At 44.1% G+C, this 25,738-nt stretch carries 23 protein-coding genes; 3 read left to right on the top strand and 20 right to left on the bottom strand.

Annotation, left to right across the window (positions count from 1 at the left end; translation table 11 throughout):
* Positions 1-196: 196 nt before the first annotated feature.
* The 10 genes from IGI84_RS02585 to IGI84_RS02540 form a co-directional block, all read right to left on the bottom strand.
* Complete coding sequence (locus IGI84_RS02585) at positions 197-547, bottom strand: type II toxin-antitoxin system PemK/MazF family toxin (RefSeq protein WP_016611353.1); 351 nt, start codon at positions 545-547, stop codon at positions 197-199.
* Positions 540-764, bottom strand: coding sequence for a type II toxin-antitoxin system PemI/MazE family antitoxin (mazE, locus tag IGI84_RS02580; RefSeq protein ID WP_371860490.1), 225 nt, complete (start codon positions 762-764; stop codon positions 540-542). The genes IGI84_RS02585 and mazE overlap by 8 nt, the downstream gene beginning before the upstream one ends.
* 186 nt (positions 765-950) lie before the next feature.
* The gene (locus IGI84_RS02575) at positions 951-1,493 is read right to left on the bottom strand and encodes a GNAT family N-acetyltransferase (RefSeq protein WP_008376042.1); all 543 of its coding nucleotides are present in this window, start codon (positions 1,491-1,493) and stop codon (positions 951-953) included.
* Positions 1,494-1,553: 60 nt separating this feature from the next.
* Positions 1,554-2,210 (bottom strand): DUF624 domain-containing protein, encoded by a 657-nt coding sequence (locus IGI84_RS02570; protein WP_430600692.1) that lies wholly within the window; start codon positions 2,208-2,210, stop codon positions 1,554-1,556.
* 11 nt (positions 2,211-2,221) lie between these two features.
* On the bottom strand, positions 2,222-3,094 hold the full coding sequence (locus IGI84_RS02565; RefSeq protein WP_005232123.1) for a carbohydrate ABC transporter permease: 873 nt from the start codon (positions 3,092-3,094) through the stop codon (positions 2,222-2,224).
* 13 nt (positions 3,095-3,107) lie between these two features.
* Positions 3,108-4,010 carry a carbohydrate ABC transporter permease gene (locus tag IGI84_RS02560; protein WP_325907444.1) on the bottom strand — a complete coding sequence of 301 codons (903 nt, stop codon included), beginning with the start codon at positions 4,008-4,010 and terminating at the stop codon, positions 3,108-3,110.
* An 86-nt stretch (positions 4,011-4,096) separates the two neighbouring features.
* The gene (locus tag IGI84_RS02555; RefSeq protein ID WP_325907445.1) at positions 4,097-5,368 is read right to left on the bottom strand and encodes an ABC transporter substrate-binding protein; all 1,272 of its coding nucleotides are present in this window, start codon (positions 5,366-5,368) and stop codon (positions 4,097-4,099) included.
* Between the two features lie 45 nt (positions 5,369-5,413).
* Positions 5,414-6,565, bottom strand: a complete 1,152-nt coding sequence (locus IGI84_RS02550; protein ID WP_087626862.1) for a glycoside hydrolase family 88 protein — start codon at positions 6,563-6,565, stop codon at positions 5,414-5,416.
* The gene (locus tag IGI84_RS02545) at positions 6,549-8,390 is read right to left on the bottom strand and encodes a DUF2264 domain-containing protein (RefSeq protein ID WP_325907446.1); all 1,842 of its coding nucleotides are present in this window, start codon (positions 8,388-8,390) and stop codon (positions 6,549-6,551) included. Before IGI84_RS02545 ends, IGI84_RS02550 begins: the two co-directional genes overlap by 17 nt.
* Positions 8,353-8,775: a hypothetical protein gene (locus IGI84_RS02540; protein ID WP_325907447.1), complete on the bottom strand. Its 423-nt coding sequence runs from the start codon at positions 8,773-8,775 to the stop codon at positions 8,353-8,355. Before IGI84_RS02540 ends, IGI84_RS02545 begins: the two co-directional genes overlap by 38 nt.
* Before the next feature lie 177 nt (positions 8,776-8,952).
* On the opposite strand from IGI84_RS02540, the gene IGI84_RS02535 reads away from it, so the two are divergent.
* Positions 8,953-9,996, top strand: a complete 1,044-nt coding sequence (locus tag IGI84_RS02535; protein ID WP_005232137.1) for a LacI family DNA-binding transcriptional regulator — start codon at positions 8,953-8,955, stop codon at positions 9,994-9,996.
* A gap of 59 nt (positions 9,997-10,055) precedes the next feature.
* Here the strand turns inward: IGI84_RS02535 and IGI84_RS02530 are convergent, their stop codons facing one another.
* On the bottom strand, positions 10,056-11,723 hold the full coding sequence (locus IGI84_RS02530) for a hypothetical protein (protein ID WP_430600691.1): 1,668 nt from the start codon (positions 11,721-11,723) through the stop codon (positions 10,056-10,058).
* Positions 11,720-12,568 carry a hypothetical protein gene (locus IGI84_RS02525; protein WP_430600689.1) on the bottom strand — a complete coding sequence of 283 codons (849 nt, stop codon included), beginning with the start codon at positions 12,566-12,568 and terminating at the stop codon, positions 11,720-11,722. Before IGI84_RS02525 ends, IGI84_RS02530 begins: the two co-directional genes overlap by 4 nt.
* A 169-nt stretch (positions 12,569-12,737) precedes the next feature.
* On the opposite strand from IGI84_RS02525, the gene IGI84_RS02520 reads away from it, so the two are divergent.
* The gene (locus IGI84_RS02520; RefSeq protein WP_325907450.1) at positions 12,738-14,573 is read left to right on the top strand and encodes a DUF2264 domain-containing protein; all 1,836 of its coding nucleotides are present in this window, start codon (positions 12,738-12,740) and stop codon (positions 14,571-14,573) included.
* Between the two features lie 248 nt (positions 14,574-14,821).
* On the opposite strand, the gene IGI84_RS02515 is transcribed toward IGI84_RS02520, so the two are convergent.
* Both IGI84_RS02515 and IGI84_RS02510 read right to left on the bottom strand, forming a co-directional pair.
* Positions 14,822-15,307 (bottom strand): hypothetical protein, encoded by a 486-nt coding sequence (locus tag IGI84_RS02515; protein ID WP_430600688.1) that lies wholly within the window; start codon positions 15,305-15,307, stop codon positions 14,822-14,824.
* A 91-nt stretch (positions 15,308-15,398) separates the two neighbouring features.
* Entirely contained in the window at positions 15,399-16,166 is a 768-nt protein-coding gene (locus tag IGI84_RS02510; RefSeq protein ID WP_086293929.1) for a helix-turn-helix domain-containing protein, read from the bottom strand.
* A 101-nt stretch (positions 16,167-16,267) separates the two neighbouring features.
* Here IGI84_RS02510 and IGI84_RS02505 point away from each other — a divergent pair, with 101 nt between their 5' ends.
* The gene (locus IGI84_RS02505) at positions 16,268-17,800 is read left to right on the top strand and encodes an alpha-N-arabinofuranosidase (protein WP_430600686.1); all 1,533 of its coding nucleotides are present in this window, start codon (positions 16,268-16,270) and stop codon (positions 17,798-17,800) included.
* A 242-nt stretch (positions 17,801-18,042) separates the two neighbouring features.
* Here IGI84_RS02505 and adhE read toward each other — a convergent pair whose 3' ends face one another.
* From adhE to IGI84_RS02475, 6 genes are all read right to left on the bottom strand, one after another.
* The gene (adhE, locus tag IGI84_RS02500) at positions 18,043-20,634 is read right to left on the bottom strand and encodes a bifunctional acetaldehyde-CoA/alcohol dehydrogenase (protein WP_008376050.1); all 2,592 of its coding nucleotides are present in this window, start codon (positions 20,632-20,634) and stop codon (positions 18,043-18,045) included.
* A 384-nt stretch (positions 20,635-21,018) separates the two neighbouring features.
* Entirely contained in the window at positions 21,019-21,537 is a 519-nt protein-coding gene (locus tag IGI84_RS02495) for a GrdB-related putative oxidoreductase (protein WP_368256799.1), read from the bottom strand.
* 17 nt (positions 21,538-21,554) lie between these two features.
* A complete protein-coding gene (gene celB, locus IGI84_RS02490) occupies positions 21,555-22,910 on the bottom strand; it encodes a PTS cellobiose transporter subunit IIC (protein WP_008376054.1) in 1,356 nt (451 codons plus the stop codon).
* A 68-nt stretch (positions 22,911-22,978) separates the two neighbouring features.
* Positions 22,979-23,311, bottom strand: coding sequence for a PTS sugar transporter subunit IIB (locus tag IGI84_RS02485; protein ID WP_005227348.1), 333 nt, complete (start codon positions 23,309-23,311; stop codon positions 22,979-22,981).
* Positions 23,312-23,350: 39 nt separating this feature from the next.
* Positions 23,351-24,298, bottom strand: coding sequence for a N(4)-(beta-N-acetylglucosaminyl)-L-asparaginase (locus tag IGI84_RS02480; protein ID WP_411415710.1), 948 nt, complete (start codon positions 24,296-24,298; stop codon positions 23,351-23,353).
* A 124-nt stretch (positions 24,299-24,422) separates the two neighbouring features.
* Positions 24,423-25,724: a Sapep family Mn(2+)-dependent dipeptidase gene (locus IGI84_RS02475; protein ID WP_428219054.1), complete on the bottom strand. Its 1,302-nt coding sequence runs from the start codon at positions 25,722-25,724 to the stop codon at positions 24,423-24,425.
* Positions 25,725-25,738: the final 14 nt, after the last annotated feature.

The raw sequence follows: 25,738 nt of genomic DNA, 5'->3' as shown, positions 1-25,738 counted from the left end.
TATTATAAAGTATTACATAGAGATAGTACATGGTTATTGTTCAGAAAGTCGACTATTTTTGAAATTTTACTTTTATCTTTCCACTATCTTCTTTTCTCTATTGTTGAAACCTTGTATTCTTAGGAAATCAAAGTGAAGGACCCTCACTCGTTTTTTGTGAGGGTCCTTCACTTTTTCCATCCTGCTGTTTTTTTAACTATAATGGAAAATTAAAGTTCATCATAAAATGCTGTGCAACATTAATCAGTTCTTTTTTTGATAGTTTCCCTAAAATTTCAATCTTTCTACCGTCACGCTCGGAATAATCTAGCGTATAAACTTGCTTTGTATTTACTTTACTCCCAGGTTTCAATTTGTCGTGTTGAATATCGACAAAGTAAGGACGCTTCCTATCTGTACTCGTTATTGGACAAACAATGATCAAATTTGAGGTGTAACTGTACTCATCCCTGCTGATGACTAAAGCAGGCCTGCGCTTTTTGATTTCACTCCCTTTCGAGGGATCAAAATCAATAAATACAAGAGTCCCTTGTTCGAGCCTATTCATCAAGCTGCCTGCCTTCAACAATAAAATCAGCAGCTAGCATATCTTCTTCATCAACAAATTCTTTCTCTTTCGCAGCTAAAAAATAATCATCGATCTTAGGAATCAAGGAAATCGTACCATCGTTTTCTTTGCTGATAAAGTAGGTCTTACCAGCAGGAATCTCAAACTTACTTGCTAGCGTGACCATTACCGCATTTCCTTGCTTTCTTGTTTTCACTGTATCCAAAACAATCACCTTTCCTTCATAACATATATAGTCTATTTCACCACGTAATTACTGTAATTACAAAATACAGCTAGGAGATCAGCCCCTTTTTTACTAGGTACTTTACTATACGCAAAATGCATCTGATCAATCATCAACAACAAAAGAGGACACGAAAAAATCTCGTATCCCCTACCTTCACTTTTGCTGTGCCCATTCTTCTCGCAAGATGCCATACTTGATGGAATCATAATAGGTGCCTTCCCAGAAACGGACTTTGCGGATCTGGGCTTCTTTGGTCATCCCTAGCTTTTCTCCTAGTTTCATCATGCGGTGATTGCCCGACCACGTGGTATAACCGACACGCTGGATATGAGGCTGTGATTCAAACAACTCATTGATCCACTGGCGAATTGCTTGGCTGCCAATCCCTTGATTCCAAAGGGAAGCATCATAGATGGCTATCCCGAATTCCAACCACTGCTGCAAGGTATTGTCTTCCCAATAAGCGGTCGCGATCCCCACGATTCTTCCTTGATAGCTAATCGCTTTACGTAACGGGTTGTCGATACAGCTAGCGCCAAACCCCGTTCGAAATTCTTCCCACGTCAACACGGGGTCTTGAAAATACGGTCCGTCCCATTTTTTCCATTCTAAATCTGCCTTAGGTCCATAGCTGATCGACCAAAGTTCAGCAAGCATTTCTTCGGTAATCGGTTGAAGTGTGACTGTTTCTGCCATCTTCAAGCCCTCCTTTCTCCTAAAAAAAGTCGTCTCCTTTATTCGTAGACGATTTTCTTTCTATTTTATCTGAAATTCCCGTAAGTTTAAATAAAGGAGTCCGAAAAAAAGGACTGGAAAAAGAGTAAAGCCAAATTGCGGCTTCAAAATCAAGGCGACAAAAACGGCAACAAACAAACAGGTTGCTAACAAACTAACAGGCCATTTTTTCAAAGTGAAGAAAAGTGCGGTACGCAGGACATCTTTCTTAGCGGCTTTTGGATTACGCACTTGGAAGTACCAAGCGTTGATACTTAGAGCTATGGAAAGCATCCCTAACAAAAGAAAGAAAGGAACGAGCCATTTGCCACTTTCAAATTGAACCGCAAACAGAATATCCACGATCGCAATGACACTTCCCAGCCAGCCGATGAGCCAATAGAGAAACCCGCGCACGGCAAAGGTTCGTAAAAAGTAGCAGAAATCTTTTACTGGATCGATGTCTTTGTGTTCTGCAAAGCGATCGATCGCAGCCAGGAGGCTGATCATGCTTGGCCCAATCAGCAAGAGTGCCAATGCAAACCAAAGGAGGTTTCTAGGATCGACTGCCAAGAACATTGCCGTGAGGGTGTAGGGTGTATTCACGACCCAAAAACTGATATTCAGGGCAAAGCCAATATATAGCCAGCGGAAGATCCGCATGTAAAGATTGTTTTCAAAGGTAGGTTTGGTAAGCACGATTGATCACCTCAATTTTTCATTCCCGAAGTAGCGATTCCTTCTACGAAGTATTTTTGCATTGCTAAAAAGACGATCGCCACTGGCAAAATGGAGACCACAGATGCTGCCATGATCAGGGCGTACTCGGCATCATATAAGCCGACAAACATTTTCAACCCTAACTGAATGGTTTTGTTTTCGGTTGAGGAGAGGTAGATAAATGGTCCCATATAATCGTTCCATGTATTGACGAAGGTGATGATGGTCAGACTCGCTAAAGCGGGCTTCGTCAGTGGTAGAATGATTTTTCGATAGATCCCCCACTCACTCAAGCCGTCGATCCGCGCACTTTCACACAATGAATCAGGAATACTACTATAGTATTGTTTCAACAAAAAGACGCCAAAGGCACTGAAGGCTTGTAAGAGGACCAAAGACCAAAGCGTGTCTGTCAGCCCGAACTGGCGCATCATGATGAACTGAGGAATCATATAGGATTGCCAAGGAATCGCAATCGTACCGATGTATGTCAGAAACAACAGGTCGCGTCCTTTGAAATGCATCTTCGAAAACCCATAAGCCGCAAAGCTAGAGGTAAACAGTTGGATCAAGGTAATGATGACGCTCAAAAATGCTGTGTTCTTGAAAAAAGTCAGCAAAGGAATGCGATCCCAGATCACCGTATAGTTTTCAGGGTGCCAACTTTTTGGAATCCATTGGATCGGTACGCTAAAAACATCGTTATTGGTCTTAAAAGAAGCAGAGATCATCCAAAGAAACGGGATCAGTGTCACTAACGCGAGAAATGTTAATAAAAGAATCAAGGAGACACTGCCGACCGACAGCTTGGCTTTTTGTTTTGGTTTGGCTTGAACATTCTTTTTACTCAGTGTATTTTCCATCTGTACTCCCTCCTTACACCCGTTCTTGTCTTTGGTTCCACTTAAACTGGATCACCGTGATGCCCAAAACGATCACAAACAAGACCATGGCGATCGCAGATGCGTAACCAAAATTAAATTTCACAAACGCTTCGTTGTAAATTTGATACACCAAGACATTGGTGGCTCGACCGGGTCCGCCGGCAGTCATGACTTGGACCAAATCGAAGATCTTGAAACAGTTGATGACCAACATGATCGAAACAAAGAAGGTCGTTGGTCGCAAGGACGGCAACGTCACGTTGCGAAACTGCTGCCACTTGTTGGCGCCATCGATCGAAGCCGCTTCATACAATTCCTTTGGCACACTTTGTAACCCTGCCAAGTATAAGATCATGTAATACCCCATGCCACGCCAGACGCTGACTATGATGATCGCCGTCAAAGCCCAATCAGAGCTGGAGGTCCAACCAGGAGGATTTTCAATAAAAAATTTCAAAAACTGATTGATTGGTCCCATCGTTGGGTGAAACAACATGTTCCACACGACAGCGATCGCAACTAACGAGGTGACATAAGGAAAGAAGAAGGCAGTACGGAAAAACTTCATTCCACGTACTTTTTTATTCAATAAAATTGCTAAGCCTAAGGAACATATTAACGTCAATGGAACGACGCCAATCGTATAGAGAAAGGTGTTCTTTAACGAGATCCAAAAGGTGTCGTCCCCTAGCATTTTGCTGAAATTTTTCATTCCCACAAATTCAGGCGAACGAAAGGAATCCCATTCCATGAAAGCCAGAATCAATGAGAACACAACGGGCACTAAGGTAAATAAGAAAAAGCCGATAAAGTTCGGTGCAATAAAAGACAGTGCGGTTAGCGTATTTTTGCGTTTCAACTTATTGGCTGCTTTTGATTTTGAGGTTATTTCCATATTTGTCTCCTGCTGCTTGCCAGCAGGCCCCCTTTCATTAATAAAGAGAAGGAACTTTTTTGCCCAAGTCCCTTCTCTCGTTAGGACTATTCGGTTTCAGATTTCACCCTTTTTTCCATATTCGCAATGCCTTCTTTTGGTGTTTCGTCCCCTACAAGAATCAAGTCATGTTCTTCTTGCAAGATTTTGTCGATCGCTGGTCCATTTTCATCGACAGGAAACTCGATCGCGACGGTTTCTGGATTAAAGGCTTTTTTCGATACTTCATCGGCGGGCATGCCTTCACGGGAGAAGTAAAGTTCATCAATGGCGTCAGTCTTATACGAAGGAACGACACCGACTTCTGCTAATACTTTGGCGCCTTCTTCACCAGAACAAAAGTCTAAGAACTTTTGCGCAGCTTCTTGATGTTTTGAATTTTTATTGATGGCAAAAGCAGTCGGAGAACCAAATGTCGTTACTTCCCCTTTTTCATTTTGCGGCATTTCCGCAATGCCCCACTCAACATCTGTCTTGCCATCGTCGATATTGGTCATCAACGCTCCCATATACCAAGTTCCCATGTACATCATGGCTGCTTTTTCATTTTCAAATTGTGATTGATACGTAACTTTCGTTGATTTTGCTGTCCCAAAGTCCATTTGCGCTTTTTCGTCTTGCATCCGCAATGCACGATCATAGTACGCTTCCAAGTAGTCGTATTGAGGATCGATCAAGTTGGCGCCATTTTGGGCAGCTGCAATCGCTTGGGTAGTGGAACGCCACGTGTGTTGATACGCACCATAAATTTGTTCGTCTGGTTTTGTTAGCTGCTTGGCAAGCTCCTCATATTCGTCCCAGGTGATGTTTGATGGGTAGTCTAAGCCTGCTTCATCGAACATTTTTTTGTTATAATACAAGACCCAAAAATCCGTCCGATACGGTTGTGCATAGGTTTTGCCTTCTACGTCATACATGTCATAACTTTCTTGCGCTGGGGCAATATCCAATGATCCGATATGTTCGGTGAGATCCACCAATTGGTCCCGCAACGCATAATTAGAGTAAGAAAGTAAATTTTTCATGGTCAAAATATCTGTCGTATCTCCTGAAGAGAGCATCGTCGTCAGTTTGGTATCATAATCATCTGAAGCAATATCGACAGGTTCAACGGTAATGCCCGGATTCGCTTCTTCAAAGGCACGGAATAGTTTTTCGAATTCAGGTGTCGTATCGTAATTCCAAGTGGTTACGGTCAATTTGATGTCGCCATCTTCAGAAGCAGCGGAATCATCTGTCGCTCCGCCTCCACACGCTGCCAAGGCTGCGATTGTCCCAAACATCGTTGCTGCTAATAAACCTTTTTTCAAAAAGTGCATGTTCATTCCTCCATTAAACATTTTTTTAAAGGGTCGCCCCTAAAACTACCAATAGGAATACCAACTTTGTGACACCCGCATCAGCGCTTCCATATAATAATAATCGCCCCAGATCATGCATTCATCGACCCCTTTGAGGGAATTCTTGTCATAAACCCCATGCATCAAAAGTCCGTTTGATTCGGGATGGTCGATCGTTGTATAGTTTTGGGCTAACGACGCCAAGATCGCCAAGGCGTTTTCCTGATAGGCGGCTTGGTTTGGCTGCGTGATCGGTAAATGTTTCGCCAGTTCTAGCAAGCCACAGACTGCGATGGCGGCGGCCGAACTATCCCTTTCTTCCTGACTACCATCGTTAAACACTAAATCCCAATAACTGACCTTGTCCGCCGGTAATTCAGCAATAAAGTAATCCGCAAGGTCTTGAGCAGTCTTCAAGAAACTGGTATCACCGGTGTAAAGGTAACTCAGCGTAAATCCGTAGATTCCCCACGCTTGCCCTCTCGCCCAGCAGGAATCATCGGCATAGCCTTGTTGGGTATTGCCGCCGATCGCCGCTCCAGTTTCAACGTCGAAGTAATAGGTGTGGTACGTCGTGGCGTTGTCTCGCACGATGTATTTCTGGGTCTGCTTGGCATGAGCATAGGCTGCTTGTTTGTAGGATTCATCCCCCGTCATTTGGGAAGCAAAATACAATAGCGGCAAATTCATCAAGCAATCAATAATGATGCGCCCCCGTTGTTGCGGATCATCGAGATTGCCCCACGCTTGAATGATCTGGGCTTTGGGTGAGTAACGGGCCATCAATAGATCGGCGGCGGCAATCGCGAGTTTTTTCGAAGTTTCCCGTCCGTTCACTCGATAGTCGGCAATCGCAGTCAAACTATACAAAAACCCGATATCATGGGTTTCTAGTCCAATTCTTTGGTCCAATCGTTCTTGGAAAGAGTGCAGTTGTTTTTCGATGGTTTCATCAAATTCTGTTGATCCCGTCAGTTCTTTACTCAAAAACAACATGCCAGTCCAAAAACTCGCCGTCCAATCATGGTTGGCTTCTGGTCGATAGACAAGCTGTTCACTTGCTGCCGGTGGGACCAACGTGTCAAAGGTCTTAGTATTCTTTCTTACTTGATTAACGGTGAAGTCGATTTGCTCGGCTACCCATTGTGATAGCTGTACGTCATAGCTGGTTTCCATTTTTTCCTCCTATTCGCTCAACCTGGATCATATGTCCGGATTGATTGATCGTAATGTTGTTTGTTGTCACTTCGACGGTCACTGCTTGTTCTTGTTCTTGTGGAAGCAAGCCGGTGACGAGGGAAACGAACAGGTGCTTTCCCGCTTGTCGTTGAGCAGTTAGATACGGCAGCCACGTTGCAGGATACAAGAGGTTCGTATTTGGCTCCGTTCGTATGACATCGCTCGTTTCATAGCCAGCGATTGCCTCGATTTTCGAATAGCCGATCGATGTTCGTACCGCAGCGCTGCTTGCGGTTTTTTCAGTGATGGCAGTTGCCTCTTTCGGTGATGAAAACCCACCCTCATAGAAAGAAAGGGCGCGCTGAGAATTGATCTCGTGAATGCGAAGGTGACTGCCTATCAGTGGAATGATTGTTGTTTTTATCTGGACGTCTTCCCATGGATTCCATTCATGAATGATCCGATCAGGTAAAAGCTGATACTGGCGATCCAATCCTTTGGTGCGAAAGTAATGGTCATCTTCTGACAAAGCCAATGTGTTGTCATAATTTCCTTCATAAAACCAATAATTGCTCTTGGGCACGCTATTGCCAAACGTCGTTGAGTACACAAATTTGCTATACTTGCTGCTGGCATGACTTTGATAGTTGATACATTGTCCTGCAGGAAACATCAAGGCATGCGTCAAGTCTTGATTGTGTTGATAAAAGTTCTTACTGATGGGATGAGCCAGTGTTCTTTCAGTGATCACTAATGGCGTCGGGGTGGCTTGCCAATAGGGATGCTCCTTTGGTACCGCTAACAAAAGAAAGGTTTTTAACGCCCAATAAGGTGAACCTGGTGCATTGTAACCTTCGGCAAAGATCAGATTCTGGTACGAATAGCCGACCGTCAGTATCCCTTCGGAAGTAAAAACGTCTTGCTGCATCCACTGATGCAGGTGACGACTGATCAACCCTTTGATCTCTCCCCATGGCAATGCTTCAACATCCGCAAAAACCAATGCGCTGAAGAAAGAAACTTGCGCAAAGCGATACGTCAAACTTCGACCAAAAGGAACGGCAGCTCCACCTGCTGCAAACCAATGCTTGAAGGTTCCAGCAAAATCGGTGGCTCGTTGTTTGAACTTCGTTGCCCTTTCAAGATCCTCAGGGACAAATCGACAGTACAGAAGACTATAGTAGTGGATCGCAAAAGATACATAGTAATCGATTTGAGTGGCTACTCCGTCACAGTACCATCCTTCCCCTAAATAAAAGGTCTCGATCAATGCCAAGTCAGCATCGATCTTTTCTTGGGAAAAGCTGCTGCCACAACGCTTCATGGCTACATTGACGAGAACCCGAAAGAAATGCCAATTGTTTGCGGGAATTTCTCGTTGATTGACTTGGATCAGCCACGCATGGAGATTATCTTTTTGGCGTTGGGATAAAACATCCCACGTTTTTTCCTTGTTTAATAGTAAAAAGGTACTTAGCGAAGCCATTTCCACGATTCGTTGGTCGAAGTCTTCCACAACACCCCAATAATCGCGACTCTCTGGATCTGTACCCGCAATAATTCCTGAGAGATAGGTTTCCATGAATGAATCTTCTTGCTGGGTTAGATAAGGCGCGAGTCCCCAAAGCGGTCGCAAGAACGCTTCAAGTTCCTGTACCTCTTTCTCATAGACAGTCCCATGGCTGCCTAAAGCCAAATGACCGGGACGACTGCTTGCAAAAGCGGGTTTGAGTTGATCCATGATCGTTTTGAAGCCGGCTGCTACATCTTCATAACTTTCAAATTTATTCTTTTTCAATTGCTGCAGCTTCTGTGATTGCATCCGCATCCTTCCTTTCAATCAATGTCGCTTTAATAAAACCATAATATTCTCCGTAGATTGTCACCACATCTTGCAGTTTCAGTTGTTGACTTTGTTCATTGAATACTTGGTACTGTCCAGCCGCTGTTTCTAGAATAAATCGATCCCCTTTCTCAATGTCTGCTGTTTTCGCATCACTCTTTACAATGGTGCCAGATAGCTTCACGAATTCATGCAACGGGACGACACCTTGCGAAAAATCTTCGTCAGAATAACAAAGCGCTCGTTCTTTTAATTGCTTTTCGCTGCTTTGGGAAAATGCTTGCGTCTGCGTTGCTTCATTTGGAGAACAAGCAGTCAACCCCATAAGTAGCCCCAGGATAAATAACGAATTAATCCACTTCATTCATGCCACCCTCATTTTTAAAACGCTTTCTTCATTTCAAATCATACTTTTTTTTAGGAAAATAATCAATAGTTTTTCCTAAAAAAAGTAAAATTTTTACTTGAGAGCAATTTCTCTCTTGGTTTTTTTACTAAAAAGAAATATACTGAAGAGGAGAAGCATTGGAGGAGGGATTCTATGGCTACGATTACCGACATAGCGACCATAGCTGAGGTATCAATATCAACCGTATCACGGGTTCTGAACTACGATCCTAGTCTTTCAGTGACCGAAGAAACCAAACGAAAGATTTTTGAGGCAGCTGAAAAACTAAATTATACGAAATACAAAAACAAGCAAAAGCAGCGTGAACTACCAGTGGATGTACCAAAAAAACACAACAAATCGATCGGGATCGTTCAGTGGCGGATGGATGATGAAGAATTGGAAGACATTTACTATATGTCGATTCGTTTAGGTGTGGAAAAACGAGCCGCCGAACTGGGTTGTGATCTGTTAAAAATCTCCAACCTTGATGAGTCAGTGATCCAGTCCGTCGACGGCTTACTGGCGATCGGCAAGTTTACAGAAGAGCGGGTCAAAAAACTCCATGAGCTACACCCCAACCTCTGTGTGATTGGCAGTAACTTTCCCCTGGATGACTACGATTCTGTCAATACCGATTTTACGCAAGCAACGGAGTTGGCTCTTTCTCACTTAATGGGACTTGGTCATCAAAAAATCGCCTTTATCGGCGCCGAGGAAAGTCAAAATATGTATGGGTATCGGCGGTACAAAACGCCAACGGTCAACACCTATGTCGATATGATGCAGCATTATCAGCTGTTTGATGAGGATTATTTCATCGTGAAAGAAAATAGTCGGTTGGATGTCCAAACGGGGGAAGAATTAACGGAGCAGGCTTTGGCTTTGTGGCAAGACCGCTTGCCGACTGCGATTTTGGCAGCCAATGATGCCTTTGCGATCGGGGTCATCCATACGTTAACGGCTCATGGAATCAAGATTCCTGAAGACATCAGTGTTATGGGCATCAACGATATTTCGGTGTCCCGCTATGTCTCTCCACCCCTTTCTTCAGTCCAAGCATTTACTGAAGAGATGGGTGAAACGGGGTTAGAGCTACTCTATAACCGCATCGAAAATCCTGGGATCGCCAGACGCATCTTTTTAAGTACACAGCTGGTGATTCGTCAATCTACCGCAAAACCAAAAGAAGGCTGAGAAGCTGCGGTGTCTTCTTGCATTGATCAATGTCATTGCAAGGAAGCACCGCATCCTTCTCACCCTTTTTTTATTTTAATGGTCGTTTTGATTTCCCCTGTCTGCTCAAGCGCGTATTCGGCTTGAATCAAATACGCTTGTGCCTGTACACCATGGTGATCTTGATAAGTGACTGGCTGTATTTGGATCTTATCACTGGTAAAACCAAGAACACAGCGTGCTTTTTTTGTCATTAGTTGAACGGTCTTATCTTGCACCATTGGTGGTATGTTCGTAATAAAGTTTTCCACCACCAGATTCTTTGGTTGGTGCTCGTCAAAGACAAAATGGTCTTCGATCGTTACTTGTTGCTGCGAGACCACGAAGCGCCGCTGGTATCCAGTGACCGCTGCTTTCGGATAGAACGCACTGAGGTCTAAGTCAAATTGCTGGTCATCGACCTGTAGCACCGTTGCTTCCTCGGCTGTTGGGCGTTGGGTGTGCTGGTTGATGATCGGCAGCGAATGACTGATTGCGGCTGCGGGAAAGTAGTGATAACGCGTGTTCTCGTCAAAATACTCTTTGGTGTATTCCCCTGCACCAAGGTCCGTCAGAAACAACTCCTCTGTCGTTCCTAATACAAAATGACCGACATCGAGATGATTGTGGCTTTCTTGATTGCTCCCCCCTTTGGCAGCAAAAAAGAGATTCTGCTGCACATCTTTTGCCATGAACCACTGCGCTTGTTCAAAATAGTGATGAAACGAGGCATTCGTTTCTCGTGTGATCGCTTCGTTATGCCAATACAAGTTTCGATAGCTGTGGGCAAACCGGTAGCAAGGATCAAAATCTAACGGACTGACCCCCGATAATTGGGGAACCGCCACGCCCAAATGCTCGTAGCAATAACTGACCAAGCCACTAGGTAGTTCGATCGCCGAATAATCAGAAAAAGGAACGTAATGCCCTGGAGAAATCATCGTGTAATAAGGAAAAGCGGCAATTTTTCTGGTTTTAGGCTGCTTTAGGTAGGTATCTTCTTGCAATACTTCTGCCAACAATTGTGCATAATACAGAAAATAACCAAACCCATACGCCCAGTAACCGACACCTTCCACACAAGCCCCATCTTCGCCAAAGCTGTTGAGATAGCTTTGCATTGCAGTATCCAATCGTTTGATCATCCGCAATTGTCGCTCGCTTTTTTTCGGCAATACATAGAGCGCCGTCATTCCAAGACAGCCACCAATGACTGCGGACCAATTGTTCTCTTTTGTCTCCCACTCCCAGGTTTGCTCCTCGAAGGGTAAAAAAAGCCGTTGATCGATCTCATACAACACTCGTTCTGTGATGACTGGTGAAAGGTCTCCCCCAACCAACATAAACAACTCTGCTAAGGATTGCCCAGTTTCAGCTGCAAAAAGATCGACTGTGTGGCGCGCTTGCGAAGAAAACTGGCTATCGACAATCGGCAGATGCGCTGGCAAACACCATGTATATTCATTACAGATTTCCCAAACCACTTGCTCCAGCAGCACTTTGATCGCTGCCTTACGCTCCATTTCATAAGCAAATCCTAAAACCACCAACATCCGTCGGCGGGCAAAATAATGGGATTCGAAGGCAACACGATTCCCCGATTCGAGATACTCTTGATAACCTTGATAAGGCAAATAGGGAATCTCACCAGTGTCAAGGTAAGCCTGTGCCGCCTGTAAAATTTCTTCTTTTACATCTGCTGGATTCACGCGTTTTCCTCCTGAATAGAGCGTCCGAAGACTTCGATTTGGGTCAACGCTGGAAATGGTGAGGGATCGTCATTTTGGATCAGCTCATGCAATTTTACCCAAGTGACCGTTCGCGGCTGGAAAGAAAACCGTTGAGGCTGGCTGCTTTTGACCGTCTGCAAGATTTCTTGACTCCCATCGGAAAACGCCAACGTGACTTGTTGCCAATAGCTATCATGGGGAAAATCCGCCCGTAACGTAAGCGCACATTGGTCGATGCGGACCTCATGACCAAAGTCGATCGTCAAAGCGGCATCTGCTTGTTGATTGATCCCCCATGAGCCATAGGGATAATTGCCATGAGACGTATTGGCAAAAATACCATCAATGGCGTTACAAGCGAAAAACGTCGCATCATCTCTTGTTTCAACATTGGCATGGGCATGCGGATAGGCACCCAAGAATTCTTTTTGATCATGAGGGTTTAAGGCGACGTTGCGGTAAGCCGCTAGTTCTTCTTTTGTTGCTACCCGCACACTCAAATAATGGCTTTTCCCAGCAAAACGGCCTTCTGGCGCGGCTTCTTTGGCATTTTCACTAAGATGTACGGGGTAGATCCACTCGTTGCCTTTGATGTACACCAAAGTAGTCGCCAGCGTTTCATCGAGTGTGACCCACACAAATTGTCCACTGCGTGAGAGCGAGACAACGATTTTATCTCCGTCCTCGTAACAATACTCTTGGGATGCCAACGTGACAAAGTCTTCCGCCGTCGCTTGCAGAAGGGTAGGATCACTTTCAGGTGTTCGTTTGCCTTTTTTTACTTGATGCTTTTGGTCATAAATCGTTAAGGAAATCTGGGACATTGCATGTAGCTCCTCTCGTATTTTCTCCATTATAGCGATGTCGACAAAAAAATGTAACTGTTTCCAGCGATTTTTTACTATTTTTTTACTTAAAATCACGAAATGTAACAGTTTCCATTTCTTTATTTTACTAAATAAAGTAAAATAACAACTAAAAGGAGCTGTTTGCATGAGAAACTTTCAAGAAGCATTAAGTAAGAACCCTCTTCGAACCAAAACCGATCTTGAAGAAGCCCTAGTTGATCTGGTCACTCCCGTATACGAATGTATGGCACAACAAGGAACTCCCGGGAGGGTCCACCTAGGAAATTCAGGAGCGGTGTACACTCAGGAAAAGGGTGACATCGAAGGCTTTTTACGGACACTCTGGGGATTGGGCCCATTGTTCAGCCAAGAAGAAGCGTGTCTTCGTTACTCAAAACTTTTTCAACAAGCCAATGCCGGGATCGTTGCAGGCACCACCCCGACCTCTCAGGAATACTGGGGAAAACTGCATGACTACGACCAATTGTTTGTGGAAATGGGTGCCCTTGCTAGCTATTTGATTTTTACCAAACCCGTCTTTTGGGATCGCCTCACACCAAGAGAGCAAACGAATCTCTTTGATTGGCTCAATCAGATCAATCAGCACACGATCCCTAAAACCAATTGGCTCTTCTTTCGGATTTTAGTCAATACCTTCTTTGAAATGGCAGCATTGCCTTTTGTAGAAACCACCCTTTTGGCTGATCAAGAAGAGATCGAGAGGTATTACTTAGCAGACGGCTGGTATTTTGATGGCTATGAAAACCAAATCGACTATTATATTCCTTTTGGGATGCAATACTACGGACTCCTTTACAGTGTTCTTACCTGTCGTTCCCAATGCCCGTATCAGTTTAGCTACCGTCAAAGAGCCGCTACGTTTGCGCAATCCTTTAAGCAGTGGTTCACAAAAACCGGTGCGGCATTGCCTTTTGGTCGTAGTCTAACGTATCGGTTTGCGCAATCAAGTTTCTTTGCTGTCGGTGCTTTTGCTGATATAGAATATGAAGGCTTCACCAAAAATGAAGGAAAATACTTACTGTTACAAAACATGCGTTACTGGTTCCGTCAACCAATCTTTACGCAAGAAGGCTTTTTAAGTATTGGCTATGCCTATCCCAACCTAAATATGGCTGAAGGCTATAACGCACCAGGATCGCCTTATTGGGCTTTCAAAAATTTCTGTGTATTGGCCATCCCAGCGGATGCTGAATTTTGGACGCTTGAGGAGCAGGTGCCAACCTTTGCCACACAGGTGCGCAATCCGCATAGTCGCATGCTTTTGGTGCATAACCAAGAAGGGACAGAATTGCAAGCTTTCACTGCGGGGCAACATTCCCACGAACACGCTCACGGGAATGCCAAATACGAAAAATTTGTCTATTCGACAACGTTTGGGTTTAGCGTACCGAAAGCAACCGTTTTATTGAAACAAGGTGCCTATGATAATACATTGGCGATCTCAGAGGGGCAGACGGATTTTAAAACAGCTTTTGGTTACGAAGCCTTTGCGATTGAAGATGACTACGTCTATAGTCGCTGGCGCCCCTACGAGCAGGTCGTCATCGAAACCTTTGTGATTCCGATGTATCCTTGGCATCTGCGTTACCATCGGATTCAAACGGATCGAAGGTTGCAACTGGTCAATGGCAGCTTTGCAGCACCAGCTGATGGTGCTGCGCTTTCTAGTAAAGAAGGCACCTTTTATCAAAGCTCGGTTGGCTGTGTCGGTATCAAAAGCTTCCCAACGCATCAAGAGGGTACCCTCTTGATGCCAGAACCCAACACGAATCTACTTTATAGTCGAACAGTCATCCCTCAAGTAAGCAAAACCGTTCTCGCCGGACAACAGGAATGGCTCGTTGCGTGTTTAGGCAATGCCTTTTCTGATCAGATCCCACCCTTTGATGTCACTATCACAGCGGACAAAATAACAATGAGCCAAGGGGATCAGAGAAAAACTATTCAGCTTAACTACTAGCAAAAAATTACTAGTAAATGCTAGTAGAAAAGCTACCGAAAACACCTTTCTGATTTATGGGATTGAAGAATGTACCGCCTCCAGAAGTTCGCTTTCAGTCTAACGTTTCAGCGTTGGTACCTTCTGACCCCTCCGTCTCTATTGGCAAAAAGCAAAAAAATACTTGTACCCACAAAACGGTGCTTCACGCATTGTGAAGTGCCGTTTTGTGGGTACAAGTGATCCATGTTTTGATTGTCGATCAGTGCTTATTTCCCGAAAAGCTTTTGGAGAAACCCTTTTTTCTTAGAGACTTCCTTTGTTTCAGTCACCTGAAGTGGTCCAGTTTCCTTCACGACTTGCTGAAAGCCCCGATTGTCTTGCAGCAACAGACCGTTTAGTTCCAAAATCCCGGTCAGACTGCCAATCATCCGCCGCACTTCTCCCGCACTTTTGCCAAAAAAGCGCTGGTCGTCGTTTTCTTCGGCTTCTTCCAAAATGACCAGCAGCTGTTGGATGCTTTGATTTTGTTCACCTAAGACGTACGACAACTGGTCAACTTCCACTGTGGTAGTTGCCGCTGACGGTACTAAATCCGTTACGAGCTTTAAGCTATCTAAATAATCCTTTAAGTCAAAAATGAACGTTTGTGCTGCTTCATTATTCATTAATTGGCTTTGACTCATTTTGCTTTGTAGCGCTTCCAATTCGCTTGAACGTTTAGAAAGTTCGCTTACGATCGTTTCTGTATCCATACGCCACCTCCTAATGACATTGTCCCGTTTTCTCTTTCATCCGTCAAGAATTCGTCGGACTTTTTTCTGCGTTTTTACCGATCAGACCTGCCTATTGCTCCTGTTGGTACTTTGTCGGTGCACAGCCATAGCGCTTCGCAAAGAGCCGATTAAAATGGTTGATGTTTTGGAACCCAGATTGAAACGCCGCCTCTCGAATCGTCAGTGTTTCGTTGCTGCGTAAATAAAAAAACTTTTGAAACCGAGCTTGCAATAAATCTTCTTTGGGCGTTGTATGAAAAAATTGTTGATAGAGCTTATAGAATTGGCTTTTACCGATGGAAAGCTCTCGGCTAAACTGGTAAAAATCCCATTGCTGTTCGCAATTGACTAACATTTTCAACCGCATCGCTTGAAACAGTTGATAGTGTTCGTTTTGTGGTTGCGGGATGCTTTCTTCAAAATTGCGTTCAAGTAAGACCAATAGATTTGTCATATACGCCGCGATCAATTCTTTCGTGTGTCGTTGTGGCAACAAGGATTCATGATTGATCTTTTGGATCAATTTGTTGATTTGTTGAATATTTTTCGGCTGGAACAGTTGGTTACAAGGGATCGCATAGGTTTCTTCGATCACCTGATCCGTTTGAAACTCAACAAAGCTATTAAAAAAATCTTCTTTGCCACGATAATCTTGATAGACGGTTGGAGGAAAAAGAATGCAGCTACCTTTTTCACTAGTTTCTTGATGACCATCTTCAAAAGTGAAAACCATTGGAGACAACGTCAACACGAAAAGATAATGCTTTAAGCCAGAGGGGCGATAAATATGATCGGAAACAGCATTGTGCATTTGAAATCCTGAATAGGTTACGTTCAACTTCTCACTCCTTCCTCCTTGCCTTTAGTATAAAGAAAACGGACAAAACGTCAATAGAATAAGACAGAATGTAGTGTTTATTTTCATGGACTATCGCTACAATGAAAGAAAAGAAAGGGGTTGCAAAATTGAAGAAAACTACGATGTATTTAGACAAACACTTTATTTTGGCACCAGTCGACGAACGGATCTACGGCTCTTTTGTGGAGCACTTAGGGCGCTGTGTGTACAAAGGGATCTATCAACCAGAAAGTCCTTTTGCCGATGAGCAAGGCTTTCGTCAAGATGTCGCTGCCTTGATCAAGCAGTTGAATGTGCCGATCGTCCGTTACCCAGGAGGCAATTTCGTCTCTGGGTATAAATGGGAAGATAGCGTCGGCCCTAAAGAGCAACGGCCAGCAAAAATCGATTTGGCCTGGCGGGTAATCGAAAGCAATCAGTTCGGCTTAAACGAATTTATGGATTGGACCAAGCAAGTCAATACGGCACCGATGATGGCGATCAATCTTGGTACACGAGGAATCGAAGCAGCGAAAAACTTGATCGAATATACCAATTTAAAAGGCGGCAGCTATTATAGTGACCTCCGGCGTGCCCATGGGGTGGCCAATCCTCATGACATCAAACTTTGGTGTCTAGGCAATGAAATGGACGGTCCTTGGCAAGAAGGACATAAGACAGCCGATGAATATGGCCGTCTCGCAGAAGAAGCTGGCAAAGCGATGCGTCTGGTGGACCCAACGATCGAAACCGTCGCTTGTGGTAGTTCTTCTCTCACGATGCCGACCTTTGGCATGTGGGAAGATACAGTATTAAGTCATTGTTACGATCAAGTCGACTACATTTCCATGCACCAATATTATGGCAACCGTAACGGCGATAGCCAAGATTATCTAGCAAGCAATGTCGCAATGGATCAGTTCATCAGTCAAGTCGCAGCAATCTGTGATGCAGTAAAAGCCAAACGCCGAAGCAAGAAGACGATCAATATTTCCTTCGACGAATGGAACGTCTGGTATCACTCAAATGAACAGGATCAAAAAATTGAACCTTGGAGTCAACACCCACCACAATTAGAAGACGTCTATCACTTTGAAGATGCGTTACTCGTCGCAAGCATGATGATCACGATGCTTCATCACGCAGATCGCGTTAAAATCGCCTGCATGGCACAGCTGGTCAACGTGATCGCACCGATCATGACTTCCGATACTGCCGCTTGGAAACAAACGATTTTTTATCCCTATGAAATGATCAGCAACTATGGTCGCGGTCACGTGTTGCACAGCATTCTTCGAGGAGCTGATTTCGATAGCAGCCACGGAAAAGCTTCTTATGTGGATGCCATTGCGATCGAAAATGAAGATGACTATTTGACCTTTTTCTTGGTGAATAAGGATTTGCAGGATGCCAATGAATTCACTTGCGACTTGCGTCAATATGATTCATTGCAAATCGCTACCCATCAAGTCTTGCACCACCCAGACTTGCATGCCGTCAATACCGAAGCAACCCCGAACAACGTTGTGCCCGTCAATGGAAAAACAGCGGAATTGAATGACGGCATTTTGCGTGTCGTCTTGGAAAAACAAAGCTTCCAGATGCTACGCTTGAAGAAAAACGTCAGCAAGTAACGAGTATATCTGTTTAAGCAAAAAAAGCAGCAGCCTTGGTGACATCCTGAAAAAACGAGACTTTTACGGAGTGGAGAAATCCACTCCTTTTTTATGATCCCCCCTGTTCACTTGCTATTTTTCGCATTCTTAACTGATCTGGGCAAAAAGGCGGCAACTGCCAGCTTGTTTTTCAAAAAAAGAGACGACAAAAGAACACCCTGCGGCAGCTAAGATACCGCAGGGTGTTCTTGATTCATTGTTTAGCCGTTATAGGCATCAACGATGATTTGTTTCAATTCAGAGATTAGTGGTTCTTTTGGATTTGCTGTTGTACATTGGTCTTCATAAGCCAATTCAGCCATGCGATCAACTGTTGTATCTAGTGTTTGTTGAGTGACGCCTTGCGCTTTCAAGCTCATATCGATACCAACAGATTGTCCTAATTCGTAAACAGCTGTTGCCAATGCTTCAACCAATTCAGCCGTTGTTTTGCCTTTAAGACCTAAGAATTTCGCAATGTCTGCGTAATCTGTATCGGCACGGAAGAAGTCATATTTAGGGAACATTGCATGTTTTTGTGGGTCTTTGGCATTGTAACGGATGATGTGCGGTAAAAGAATCGCATTTGTACGTCCGTGAGGAATACCATATTCACCACCGATTTTGTGGGCTACTGAGTGACAAATACCTAGGAATGCATTGGCGAAGGCCATACCTGCCATTGTTGAGGCATTATGCATTTTTTCGCGAGATTCCATATCAGGTGTTTTCACGGATTTTTCTAAGTAGTCAAAGACTAACTTGATTGCTTGTAAGCTCAATCCACGAGTGTAATCAGATGCCATTACTGACACATAAGATTCGATCGCATGAGTCAAAACGTCCATTCCAGTGTCTGCTGTAACAGAAGCAGGTACTGACATTACGAATTGAGGGTCAACGATTGCAACATCTGGTGTCAATGCGTAATCAGCTAATGGGTACTTCACGTGTGTTTCACTATCAGTGATAACCGCAAATGGGGTTACTTCAGAACCAGTACCAGACGTTGTTGGGATACAAACGAATTGGGTTTTTTCTGGTTTGTCGATCTTGTATGTCCGTTTACGGATATCTAAGAATTTTTGTTTCGCGCCGAAGAATGAAGTATCTGGGTGCTCATAGAACATCCACATGCCTTTGGCAGCATCCATTGCTGATCCACCACCAAGGGCGATCACTGTATCTGGTTTGAAATCAACCATCATTTTTGTTCCAGCGTAAACGGTGTTTGTTGATGGGTTTGGTTCTACGTCAGAGAAGACTTCGATTTTCACGTCATTTTTACGACGAGCAAGTACTTCACGAACCGTATCGCAATAGCCAAATTGAACCATACCAGGGTCACAAACGATCATGACACGTTCAACGTTTTCCATTTTCTCCAAGTACATTAGAGAGTTCTTTTCAAAGAAGATTTTTGGTGGCAATTTAAACCATTGCATATTATTTCTCCGTTTCGCTACAGTTTTCACGTTGATCAAGTTCACGGCAGAAACATTTCGTGATACAGAGTTTTTCCCGTATGAACCACAACCAAGTGTCAATGATGGAATCATTTCGTTGTAGATATTTCCGATACCACCTTCTGCAGATGGTGTGTTAACTAAGATACGGCAAGCTTTCATGCGTAGGCCGAAGGCTAATTGCAAGTCTTCGTTTTCAGTGTGGATCACCGCTGTATGGCCTAATCCGCCTAAATCAAGCATTGCTTCACATTTTTCGAACGCGTCTTCTGTGTTGTTTGCTTTGATCATTGCTAAAACTGGAGAAAGTTTTTCTCTTGATAGTGGGTAATCAGCACCGACACCGTCAAGTTCAGCGATCAATAATTTTGTTCCTTCTGGTACGTTGATGCCTGCTAATTTCGCGATATCCATTGCTGAATGTCCAACGATTGCTGGATTTACGGCATATTTCCCTTCGTTCATCACGGCATCTTCAAGTTTTTGTAATTCTTTTGCTTTTACAACATAGACTTGATGTGCTTCAAATTCTGCTTTAACAGAGGCATAGACTTCTTTATCAACGATCACTGCTTGTTCAGAGGCACAGATCATTCCGTTATCAAAGGTTTTTGATACGATCAAGTCATTGACTGCTCGTTTCACTTTCGCTGTTTTTTCGATATACGCAGGTACGTTCCCTGGTCCAACACCTAATGCAGGTTTACCAGTTGAGTATGCTGCTTTGACCATGCCAGCCCCACCAGTTGCTAATACGATCGCAATTCCTGGGTGGTTCATCAATAAGCCAGTCGCTTCGATTGATGGATGCTCGATCCATTGCACACAGTTTTCAGGTGCCCCAGCAGCGATGGCTGCATCACGAACGATACGTGCAGCTTCTGCTGAACATTTTTGTGCAGATGGGTGGAAAGCAAAAACGATCGGGTTACGTGTTTTCAAAGCGATCATTGCTTTAAAGATCGTTGTAGATGTTGGGTTGGTTGTTGGTGTTACCCCACAAACGACACCAACTGGTTCAGCGATTTCGATCAAGCCTTTTTGTTTGTCTTCATTGATCACGCCGACTGTTTTGTCATGTTTGATACTGTTCCAAATATATTCTGAAGCGTACATGTTTTTGATCGCTTTATCTTCATAGATGCCACGGCCAGTTTCTTCTACTGCCATTTTAGCTAAAGGCATGTGTTTGTCTAATGCTGCCATTGCCATTTCATGAACAATGTGGTCCACTTTTTCTTGATCAAAGCTTTCCATTTCTTTTAACGCCACATTTGCCTTCGTTGCTAAATCGTCGATCATTGCTTGTACGTCGATTGTCACTTCTTTTTCCAATGTCTTAGCCATTGTATGTCCTCCTAGTTTTTAAACATGTTTTGTTTGTTAACTACTTCACATACAGATCATACAACATCTTTTTTTGTTTGTAAATAGTTTTTGTGATTTTTTTCACAGTTTTATTAAACTCCCCTCAAATTAAGCGTTTTCAAGAGCTTTCAAGGAAAAGAAGTGGACAAAAGTTTTGATTTTTCTTAAGAAAAATGTCATGTGTTAAGTTGAACAATAGGTTAAAAAAACTTTTTGTTCACTTTGGAAAAAAATCACTCTTCCTTCTACTATTTTATCTAAGATTGCCGTATACTCCCTCTAGTATTCTGTCCCTCCCTCAATGGCTATTAGTGTCTATTGAGGACAAAAAAAACGACCAGCCAACGCTGATCGTCTTTCTCTTTAAAACAAATCCTCTTGGTCTACTTCTGTTAGAGGCTTTCCGTGGGCAAGCTGGGAAACAACGTGCGCCATCTTTTTGTAGGAATCATTCAATCCAATCCCGCCTTTTTTCGGCATCTTCAAGATATAGATGTCTTTGGCATAGATTGCCACTGCTGGGTTTTCCTCTGACATCGCTGCAGCCCCTGGAATTCCTTGCGCATTGAATACTTTCGTCAATCCTGCTGCCATTTCGCCAAAATTAGGATAATGCATCGCAGGTCCGCAAAGAACGGCATCGGCATCAAATTTTTTAGCAAACTCCACAAATTTTTTGTTCACTTCTTCTTGGTGCTCGTGATAATATTGATCACCACAATAAAGCGTTGCAACGATTTGTGCGTCTTGCTCTTGAAAAAGTGGATTCAATGTTCGACCTGGACCAAGGGCAGCTTTTTTGCCGCTTGGCGGCAACTGAGCATTTTCATCACTTCCCATCCCTGCAGTGACATGATTGAGAATCAAAATTATTTTTTTCATGAGCGGTGCCTCTTTTCTTATAGATCATCAAAATCGAAATCATCAAAATTGATTTCCTCTTCTTCTTGTTCAACGGCATCCGCTTCTTCTTTTAGATATTGATTATCTAAGACTTTGATAAACGGATAATAAATAGCCATTCCTAAGAGGATCAACAAGACTTGTAAAACCGACGCCTGCCAACCACTGACTAAGAAACCAGAAATAATCGGTGGCGTGGTCCATGGCAGTTGAATTCCATTGGTATAGTTGACTAACCCAAGATCCATACAGAAGTAAGAGATAATAATATTGATCGTTGGCACTAAAGCAAAAGGAATCAGCAGAACTGGATTCAAGACGATCGGTAACCCAAAGATGATTGGTTCATTGATCCCAAAGATACCTGGTATCAACGATAACTGTGATAGTTTTTTGACCCTTTGGCTTTTACAGACTAAGATCATGACTAAAATCAAAGACAATGTCGAACCGCCCCCGCCAAAGGTCGCGAACATGTCTTGAAATTGACCGGTGATGATGTTAGGAATTTCTGCGCCATTCTTGAAAGCATCTAAGTTTTCAATAGATAATGCCCGTAAGATAGGGTTGAAGACAGCGCCGACCACACTGGAACCATTGATCCCAAAGAACCAGAAAAAATGCAAAAATAGGTAGGCTATGATCATGGCACCTAAAGTATTTCCTAAACTTAACAACGGTGTCTGTAAGAACTTAAAGAGGATCTCTTGCAGATTGCCATAAGACGTTAAGTTGGCTAACCAGTTGGCGATCATAAAAACCGTCACGATCACAAAGCTGGGAATCAATGCCTCAAAGGATTTCACCACGGTTGGGGGAACACCGTCAGGCATTTTGATCGTCCACCCTTTGCGTAATAACGCAACGAACATTCTGGTGGAAATCAAGGCAACGACCATCCCTAAGAACAAACCGCTAGAACCCATCCATCGTAATGGCAGGCTGCCAACTTCATATACTTCCGTAGAGCCTTCTGGTGTGAAAACGGTCGTAAATGGTGTCACGATAAAAAAAGAAACGAGTGAAATAATGGCTGCTTGCATGGCATCAACTTTAAACTGTTTTGCCAAACTATACCCGATCCCACCAACGGCTAAAATCGTCATAATGTCAAAGCTGGCTGTTGCTGGCATATTCAACATTGTTGCCCAGTTGTCTCCCAGCAAACCGCTCATCATCTCGTTCCAATTTGGAATCGGAAAATTGGTCAAGACTAAAAAGAGTGAACCCACGATCAACAACGGTGTGGACAATAAGAAACCATCGCGAATCGCAATCAAGTATTTGTTTTCACCGATCGTCTTTGCCATCGGTGTTAACACTTTTTCTAACCAGTTTAAAAATTTCTGCATTTTTCTTCCTCCCATCTGCGTGCTATCTAGCAGATAACACGTAGTCCCCTGTTACTCCAACACTTTTATTACTTTGCTTTGGCTTTTTTGATCAAGCTCAAGGCATCTTTCAATGCTCGTTCGCCATCCATCATGCCGTATGCTTCTGTCGCGATCGTGCCGACTGGAATCCCCATTGGCTCGAAAGTTGCTTTCATTTTGCTATCTAAGTGTCGTACTTGTGGACCTAACAAAATAGCGACTGGTTTTTCTTGTTCGACTTTTTCTTCTGCGTGGATCGCAGGGAATGCTTCGATCGTCAAAGGCATGTTGTGCTTTTTGACGACTTCCATCATTTTATTGACCATGATACTCGTTGACATTCCAGCTTCACAAAACAAATAGATTTTTTTCGTTGCCATATCCATTCCTCCAATGTTTGTTTTTCTCAATCGCGGTTGTTAGACCGGCGCTTTGATTCGTTTTTCATACGCCTCCAACCATTCTTTCGTGATGGGTTCGATTATGGTTGTCTGCTCAGGTCCTGGTGTTGCCATAAAAATAGCTGGCTCTTGATTGGTGGTTGCGACACTAAAGGTAAATTCTACATTGGTTGCCACCCCCCAGCGCCCCTGTTTATCTAAGGCGATCAGCGAGAAGGCGCCGGCTTTGCCGTAGCGCTTCTTCAATCGCGCTTCAAAGTCGTAAACGGCTTGATCACATGCTTCTTGCGGTGCTAGCCCTTCTCCCATCAAACGAACGATTTCGTAGGAAAGGCAGCCTTTCATCAAGTCTTCCCCTAACCCTGTGGCAGCGGCACCGCCGATTTCACTATCCACATAAAAACCAGATCCAGACAAAGGTGAATCGCCAACACGACCGCTTTTTTTCATAAATAAACCAGAACTAGAGGTTCCTGCTGCCATGCTTTGGTGTTCATCCAGCGCAACTACTCCCACTGTATCGTGGCCGTCATAGGGATCGAGGTTGTTGGCAGCGATCTCTGCTTTGCGCTTTTCCCAAATGGTTTTGGCTCGGGGTGTCAGCATCTCTTTGGGCTGGAATCCTTCGGCAAGCGCATAAGCGACCGCTCCTTGGCCGATCCGAAAACTATTGAATTTTTCCTCACTTAGGCTGCGTGCCACGGAAATAGGATTTTCCACATCGACGATCCCAGCGACGGCACCAATTTTGAAGGTATCACCATCCATAAAGGCAGCGTCCATTTCCAACACGCCTTCTTCGTTGGGCAGTCCGCCATACCCCACCGATTTATAAAATGGATAATCTTCCACTGCTTTAATGGCTGTTTCTACTGCATCTTGGCAGGAGCCTTGTTGCTCTAATATTGCTTTAGCAGCGAGCACACCATCGTGTGCCATCCGCCATGTAGCAATCATTCCCCACATAAATATCCCTCCATTTTTCATAGCGCTTTCAAGTATATTCTATACGGTATATACTACTATGTCTATACTAAAAAAAGAGTTTCTCAAAAAAATTGGAAAAACTCTTCTTCGTTCGTGTCTTCGCTTATTTTGTCAGTGCTTGTAAGCTGCGCAAATAAATTTCAAGATTCGTCCGTAGATCGGCAACCGCCATGTACTCATCTTGGTTATGAGCGATCCCTTTTTGCCCTGGAAAAGACGGACCAAAAGCAAGGATGTTTGGCATCTTGCGGGCATAGGTTGCTCCTGTAGTCGTCACGGGGGTTGGATCATTGCCCGTTACTTGGTGATAGATTGTCGATAGCGTTTGGATTTCGGGGGCATCTTTTGATCGGCAGAACCCTGGAATGCTGCGAAGGATCGTAAGACTTGCCCCTTTTGGCAATGCCTTTTGCACCCCAGCGAGCACTTGTTCCTCCGTTACCGATACAGGATAGCGGAAGGCCACTTCTAACGCTAGTCCACTGGCGGATTTTTGGAGAACCACAGGGGTCAAGATCAATTTTCCTGAGTCGGCATCTTCTAGTACCAAATCAATGCCTTCGCCATAGTGCTGCTGGTGAAAACTTTGGGTGATCCACTGCAAAGCTGCTTGCAAGGACGGTGTCGCCGCCAGTTGCGGTGCCGCTTGCTGCGCAAGTTTTGTAATGGCATTGTCCCCTAGCTCAGGGGCATTGCTAGGGGAGCGTTTGCCTAGTGCTTCAAAGGACTGGCTGCCTACGGTTACCGATAGGTGGTCTGGCACATGATCGCGGAATTGATCGCCAGAAAACGCCGCTAACAGCTGCTGTTCTTGGGTGGGCAATGGAAAATCAAGTTGCACATTGACGACACCCCGTTCGCCGTAAACCACTGGATACTTGCAGTCTGGCGTAAAACCAAAACGCGGTGGCTGCTCAGCCGCTAGATAATGCGGGATATCCGACATACCGCTTTCTTCATCTGTACCGAAAATGATCCGCAGCGGTAATTGCGGTTGATGACCAAGGTCTTTCAACAATTTCATGGCAAACAAACAGCTGATGATCGGGCCTTTGTTGTCTAAGATCCCACGGCCATAAAAGTTGCCGTCTTTTTCAGTTAGTGCAAACGGTGGGTAGCTCCAGTCAGAACCTGCCGGCACGACATCCAAGTGTCCTAACACACCGATATAGTCGGTATCCGTTGGTCCCCAATGGGCATAGCCGATTGCATCATCAATGACCGTTGTTTGAAACCCGTATGCTGCGCTTTTTTCCATGACGTATGCTAACACTTCTCGTGGTCCCTTGCCATAAGGCGCATGGGGCGCCGGCTCACCTTTGACGCTTGCAATCTGCATCACTTCGCTCAAAAGCGTGAGAAATTCTGACCAATTGGCTTCAATACTTGCTGTGAGTGGATCCATTGTCTTCACCTCTA

Origin of the sequence: Enterococcus sp. DIV0008 (genome assembly GCF_050542615.1) — a bacterium.
GTDB lineage: Bacteria > Bacillota > Bacilli > Lactobacillales > Enterococcaceae > Enterococcus_D > Enterococcus_D innesii.
This window is presented reverse-complemented; position numbering and strand designations above follow the sequence as displayed.